Origin of the sequence: Bacillus sp. NH11B, assembly GCF_001884205.1 — a bacterium.
Classification (GTDB): Bacteria; Bacillota; Bacilli; order Bacillales; family Bacillaceae_G; genus Bacillus_A; species Bacillus_A proteolyticus.
Map to the genome: position 1 here is coordinate 38,037 of NZ_MAOG01000043.1, position 6,568 is coordinate 44,604.

The 6,568-nt window shown below is 31.8% G+C and carries 5 protein-coding genes and 1 pseudogene; 2 read left to right on the top strand and 4 right to left on the bottom strand.

Features of this window, described 5'->3' with window-relative positions:
* Nucleotides 1–1,368: 1,368 nt before the first annotated feature.
* A pseudogene (locus BAU27_RS08130) lies at nt 1,369–1,677 on the top strand (lytic polysaccharide monooxygenase); the annotation flags it as partial.
* Nucleotides 1,673–1,819: a hypothetical protein gene (locus tag BAU27_RS32265; RefSeq protein ID WP_175546529.1), complete on the top strand. Its 147-nt coding sequence runs from the start codon at nt 1,673–1,675 to the stop codon at nt 1,817–1,819. The pseudogene BAU27_RS08130 and the gene BAU27_RS32265, both read left to right, overlap by 5 nt.
* Nucleotides 1,820–1,960: 141 nt before the next feature.
* On the opposite strand, the gene BAU27_RS08135 is transcribed toward BAU27_RS32265, so the two are convergent.
* From BAU27_RS08135 to BAU27_RS08150, 4 genes are all read right to left on the bottom strand, one after another.
* A complete protein-coding gene (locus BAU27_RS08135; protein WP_071770600.1) occupies nt 1,961–3,823 on the bottom strand; it encodes an FtsX-like permease family protein in 1,863 nt (620 codons plus the stop codon).
* 16 nt (nt 3,824–3,839) lie between these two features.
* On the bottom strand, nt 3,840–4,601 hold the full coding sequence (locus BAU27_RS08140) for an ABC transporter ATP-binding protein (protein WP_071770601.1): 762 nt from the start codon (nt 4,599–4,601) through the stop codon (nt 3,840–3,842).
* Nucleotides 4,602–4,828: 227 nt separating this feature from the next.
* Nucleotides 4,829–5,905, bottom strand: coding sequence for a HAMP domain-containing sensor histidine kinase (locus BAU27_RS08145; protein ID WP_071770602.1), 1,077 nt, complete (start codon nt 5,903–5,905; stop codon nt 4,829–4,831).
* The coding region (locus BAU27_RS08150; protein WP_139254622.1) for a response regulator transcription factor at nt 5,902–6,568 on the bottom strand (667 nt) is incomplete at its 5' end. The genes BAU27_RS08150 and BAU27_RS08145, both read right to left, overlap by 4 nt.

A 6,568-nucleotide genomic window follows, 5' to 3' on the forward strand; every position in this document is an offset into this window, starting at 1 on the left:
TTCTGGTTTTTAATGTATTTCAGAATCTATATTTTTATTTAACAATTAAAATATAGAAATTATAAAGAAGAATCGTTAGGATTCAATTTTATTAGGCATAATCCTAACATCAATTGTACAAATGTACAATAAAAAAATGAAAAATATAAAACTATCAACTTTTTTGAAAGATTATTTAAAAGATTGTTAAGTAATTGTAGGTATAGATGTGTTTTAGTTTAGGAGTAAATATTGAAGTGGTAATAAAGTTTTCATAGGTGAAAAAAAATAGATAACCTATTAATTTGTGACAATTATGTGCCTAATCTATTATTTGATATTATGAGGATTTTAAAATTAAATCCTAACGAGCTTAATTTTCTGTATTTAGTATAAAGATAAGGGGAGGTATTTTGATGAAATGTATCATTAAACATAGAAATGTGTAACATTTAACACTTGTATTGTAAAATATTTTGACATACGCTAATTTAAATATTAGGTACAGGAACATTTAATAAAAACTCAGTACTAAAGTACCCTTTAAGCGTTTAACCCTAAAAACGTTTATATTTATAATAAAACTCAAGCACACTGAAGTTTTTCTTTTGTTTCTGTGCCTTATTAGGTAAAAATAATATAATAAATTATTAGTATGAGATAGGGGAAAATGAATTGTAAGTTAATCCCTGAATTAACAATCTATTGATAATTAGTTTATGATAAGGAATTCCAGGGTAGAAGGTGGCTATTAACAAGGACTATAAAGTTAAGTTGGATATCTTAGGTATTTTATAGGTAATTAGGGTATAGTTTGACTTTGTAGGAGTATTTTATGAGCTTATTGTACCGCTTGTTTTAATTTGCCTCGTACTTTTAATTTATGAGTTTTAACATCTAGAAGCTAATCAATATATATTACATTAGTTATGTGGACCTTTATAGGAGTATATTTCTAAGATTAAAGGATTTGTGTGGATTAACCATGAGAATATAACAATAATATTTATTGTTTTTTTAGGGTTTAGAGACTATGTGTGAACTTAACCTTGGAAATGACGTATTTTTATGTTGTATAACAGAAGTGGAAAGTCTGGAAGAAACTGATATAATCGGTTTCTTCCAGACTTTTTTACTTTAAAATTGTTTTTTTTACATGAGGTTAAATATAATTATTCGGTTTAATGTTTGAATTTTTCGTAAAATTAATCGGGGTTTTTATTCCTCTTTTAATACATAATGTTACAAAATAGAGTAATTGTATTTATTTTATTTTTATATGAGATTAAAAATAATAATAAATGTACCAATGTATGAGAGATATTAATATATTTATTAGTGATTTGTTCGTTTATCTAGATATATATTGCTATTGTATTAGCGATAACAATAGTATATTGGGGGGGACAATTAACATCTAAATTTGAAAGATTAAGAAAAAGTAAAAAAGGAATTGGTGCTTGTGTTTTAGCGGCAGGGGTGACAGCAATTACAATGATTCCTCAAAGCGCATATGCACATGGGTTTGTTGAAAAGCCAAGTAGTCGTGCTGCTTTATGTAGTCAGAATTATGGAGCATTGAATTTAAATTGTGGAAATGTAATGTACGAACCTTAAAGCCTAGAAGCACCTAAAGGATTCCCAGATGGTGGACCTATTGATGGGAAAATTGCTTCGGCAGGAGGACTGTTTTTTGGGTCTTATTTATAAAAGAAATGCTGCCATCTTCCCACGAATTTCATATGAAACTTATAAACAAATGCAAAACGGTATGAAGAGAGTAGAATTTTTCTTCATACCGTTTGTATTATTTAGCTATTTAACATATTGGTATATGTAATTAAAGACTATGCTCTTTATCCATTTCAAACAATATAAAAAAACACCCGCGATTGTTCGAGGGTGTTACTTCGCCTGTTTACACTTATTCAGCCAAACAGGTCCGATTTTGTTGATACCTTTTATAAATAACAGCATTACATTAATCTTTTTTTGGGAGTACAATTCTTTTAAATAATTGAACAGTAATCCAATAATACATCGAGTAAATTACTATAAAAATTACAAGTGGTAACCAAATGCGAGAGTACGGATCGATTAAAAGAGGGCTAAACATCTTCATACCAACTAATATGTGAGTAATCCCCACAATTGCTGGGAATAAAAATATGAAGAATAACTCTTTATAAATTGATTTTGTTAATAATTCTCGGCGGACACCAATTTTATGAAGCATTTGATAACGTGTTACATCTTTTGATGCTCCCGACAGAACTTTAAACATTAAGCAACTTGCCATCATTGCTAAAAATGCAATTCCAACGAAGAAACCCATAAACATGAATCCACTGGCCAAACCATGACTCAGATTATACATTTGATACGTACTACCTAATTCTTCCGATTTCACATTTTTATATTTCGCTACCTGTAATTCATCAAGTTTTTTCCATTCTTTTAAGTGTGCTCCAAAATCATCTGTTTTCCCAATAAACACAGTATTTTCTTTTTCCTTCATACTATCGTATATGTTTGAGTCTATAATTTTTATTTGATGATCAGGATACATATAAGTTGGCTGGATTGTGAAGAATGCTTCTTTCCATTGTTTTGTTTTCGTATCATCGTTATACAGTTTATACAGCTGTTTTGGCAATGTAAATGCATCCTTAGGAAATTCCTCTGAAACTTTCATCTTCTTCCCATTCTCACTATCTTGTGCTAATGGACGATTTTTCTCAACATCTTCTTTTATGTAATATACATACTGACCATCTACTTTGTAGCGATATTCAAACTTCTCTTGAAATAAGATGCCATTCAAAATTTTCTTTTCTTCCGCTGTTGGATTATGAACGATTGAATCGTAAACTTTTTCTTTATCAGTCGTCTTTAGAACGTTATTTTCAAATGCCATACCACACGCAATTCCACCAGCGCCAAGAGCCACTAGGATTGCTACGGTTGCAAGCACCCGTGTTAGGCTATTAATTCGGAAATTCAATTGTGCAAAAGTAAAAGCATTCAGTCCTTTTTCACGACGTTTTTTATTACTCTTTATCTTGTTAAGCATAACTGGGAGAAGTGATCCAAATAACATGTAAGTACCGACTGTTGCTGTGATTAATCCAATACCCATGAATTTAGGTACGGTTAATAGCTCTTTTTCCTGTAAATGTGCTATATGGATCAGTGATGCATACCCAATACCTAGCAAAATCAGACCAAGGAATGCAACTACACCTGTCATTTTTCCTTTTACAGCGATACGCTCTGTTTTTGCATCTGCATGTACAAGTTGCAGTACAGAAATACGAGATAATTTCATACTATTCATGATTGCTGATACTATAAATAGTGCAAAGAAAAAGAGGCAAGTAACAGTCATAGATGGAATATAAAATGCTTTATAACCTTCACCAGAGAATTCCAACTGCTTCATTAATAACTTACCAATACCTTCTGCAAGCCCTATACCAACTGTGATTCCAATTGCAAGAGATGCGGCACCTATTACGATTGTTTCGATAAACATAAGTGAGGTAACTTTATACCTTTTTGCCCCTAACATCATGTACATGCCAAATTCTTTTTGGCGAAGAGCTGATAAGAAAGAATTTGCATATAAAATATAGAAAAACGTTACAATCGCTAATAAAAAGGAACCGATTTGGAATGCAATTGCAACCGTATCAGCATGTGGATTGGAGTTAAGGAACGCTTTATTTAGTGATAACGTTTGAAACATATAAAAAGTTGAAATAGCTACAATCAAACCAACAAGTAAGACAATATAGTCTTGTAACTTACTTTTTAACCCTGACATGGAAAGTTTAAATAACATGATTGAACTTCCTTCCTTACGCTTTTTGTGTGCCTAAGTTTGCAAGCACGTCTAAAATTTCTTTATAGAATTCTTCACGGGTACCACCGCGATGAATTTCTTTATATAACTCACCATCTTGAATGAATAAAATACGCTGACAGTAACTTGCGCTGTAAGGGTCATGCGTAACCATCATAATGGAAACACCTTGCTCTTTATTTAAGCTTGTCATGGCATCAAGTAAACTCGTTGCATTTTTAGAATCTAGAGCTCCAGTCGGCTCGTCTCCCAAAATAATTGCTGGTTCATGAACTAACGCACGTGCTGCTGCGGAACGTTGCTTTTGTCCACCAGATACTTCAGAAGGATACTTTTGAAGTATAGATGTAATGCCTAACATATCAGCTACTTTTTCTACTTTCTTTCCAATATTACGAGATGAAACACCTTGAAGTGAAAGTGGAAGTGCAATGTTCTCATAAATAGATAAGTTCTCTAATAAATTAAAGTCTTGGAAAATGAACCCTAACTTTTGTGAACGGAAATCAGAAAGTTCACCTTGCTTCATTTTCGTAATATCCGTTCCTGCAATTTGAACAACGCCGCCCGTTGCTGTATCTAACGTTGAAATTACATTTAATAATGTTGTTTTACCAGAACCAGAAGGGCCCATAATACCAACAAATTCTCCTTCTTGTATTGAGAATGATACACCTTTTAACGCGTGTGATTGATTCTCACCTTTTTTACCGTACAATTTTTGAATGTTTTTTACATCTACAACTGGTTTTATCATATATATATCCTCCTACGTTTGTTTTTTAATTTCTATAAAATAAGGGTTATTCATATTTGCTCCAAACAAAATAGTCGTGTTGCATCTACCTTATTCATTTCTCCTCTCTCCTCATCGCTTTGAATACATGATAAACTATGAAAATTAGGAAACATCCTATAAAATCCTTAAGAATTCTTAAGTTTTTATAAAAAAAGCTTATGGAACCTGTAATTCCATAAGCCAATCTATTTGATAGGATGCTCAACGATAAAGGACATCCAGCCATCTTTATATTCTGCATGTATATTACCATGATGAAGCTCAACAATTCTTTTTGAGATAGCAAGTCCCAGACCATTTCCTTGGTCATCTTTTCTTGCCTTGTCCCCCCTGAAAAACCTTTCAAACAACTTATTTGGATCGCTAACAGGTGGTTTCTCAACTTTATTTGAAACTTTCAAAATCGCTTTATTATCTATTCGTTCAAGACATACGGATAATTCGGATGGTTTTATGCTGTACTTTATCGCATTCATAAAAAGATTCTCATATACACGTACCATTTTTTCTACATCTATGAAGATAGGTATTGTTTCTTGTGTGATTGATTTTTGAACGATTAAGCTTTCCTTTTCAAATATAGGAATGTATTCTCCAACTATTTGCTCCAACAAACCTGATAAATCAACTTCGTTAAGATTTAACTTAGCATCTATGCCTGATAAACGAGTATATTCAAACAGCTCATCAATTAAATATTTCAGTCTCTGTGACTTTGAATAAGTGGTTTCAAGGTATTCCTGTAATTGTGTTTTACTGTTGTATTGCCCTCTTTTTAATAAATCTATATAGCCAATAATAGATGTTAAAGGTGTGCGTAAGTCATGAGATACATTGGTTATAAGTTCATTTTTTGTACGTTCTAATCGTCTTTCTTGTTCAAATGTATTCTCCAATTCCTTGGACATATAGTTGATATTTTGAGCAAGTTGGGTCAATTCGTCCTTCCCTTTAATCCCAATTGTCAAACCCAGTTTTCCATTGGCGATATCATTCACATTATCAGAAATGAGCTTCAAATATACTATTTTCTTTCGAACCAATAGCAAAAAAATTATTATAAAGTTAAAGATTGCGAACGCGAATAAGAACAACAGTGACAAATTGAATTCAAACATACCAAATTCTTCGTGTTTTTTAAATAATGGATCTATGACGAATAGCAACATAAGGATTGTTAAACCAAACGCAATAAAAAAACTAACTGCTACAGCACCAAGAAGTTTTATAATGATCTTATTTCTAAAACTAACATTCTTCATATTTTATATCCAATTCCCCAAACAGTTTTAATATAAATAGGATGTTTAGAATCCTCTTCAATTTTGTCTCTTATTTTTGTAATATGCACCATGACAGTATTATCTGATTTATAAAAAACCTCTTTCCAAACTGCTTCATATATTTTTGCTACACTCAGGACAATCCCTTTGTTGCGGGCAAGTAGTTCGAGAATATCAAACTCTTTTGGAGTTAGTCTTGTTTCTTTTCTCCTTACCCATACTTGACGAGTATCTGTATTCATGGTTAAGTCACCAATTTCTAGTATGCTTTTATTATGTTCGATTGACGTATTGTATTTTTTAAATCTTCTTAATTGGGATTTTACCCTAGCGATTAATTCCAATGGGTTAAACGGCTTTGTTAAATAATCATCAGCACCAGAGGCCAGTCCCTGAATTTTGTCTATATCCTCAGATTTAGCAGATAGCATAATGATAGGCATATTGCGTTCTTCCCTAATCTTCATACAAGCTTCAATACCATCCATATTTGGCATCATAATATCTAAAATAATTAAATCAAATTCCTTTTCTTCTAACAGTTGTAAAGCTTCTATAGCATCTTCTGCCTTTTGAGTTTTTAGGCCTTCATTTTCCAGGTATACAGAGATAAGATTTCTAATCTCTTTATCATCATCAACA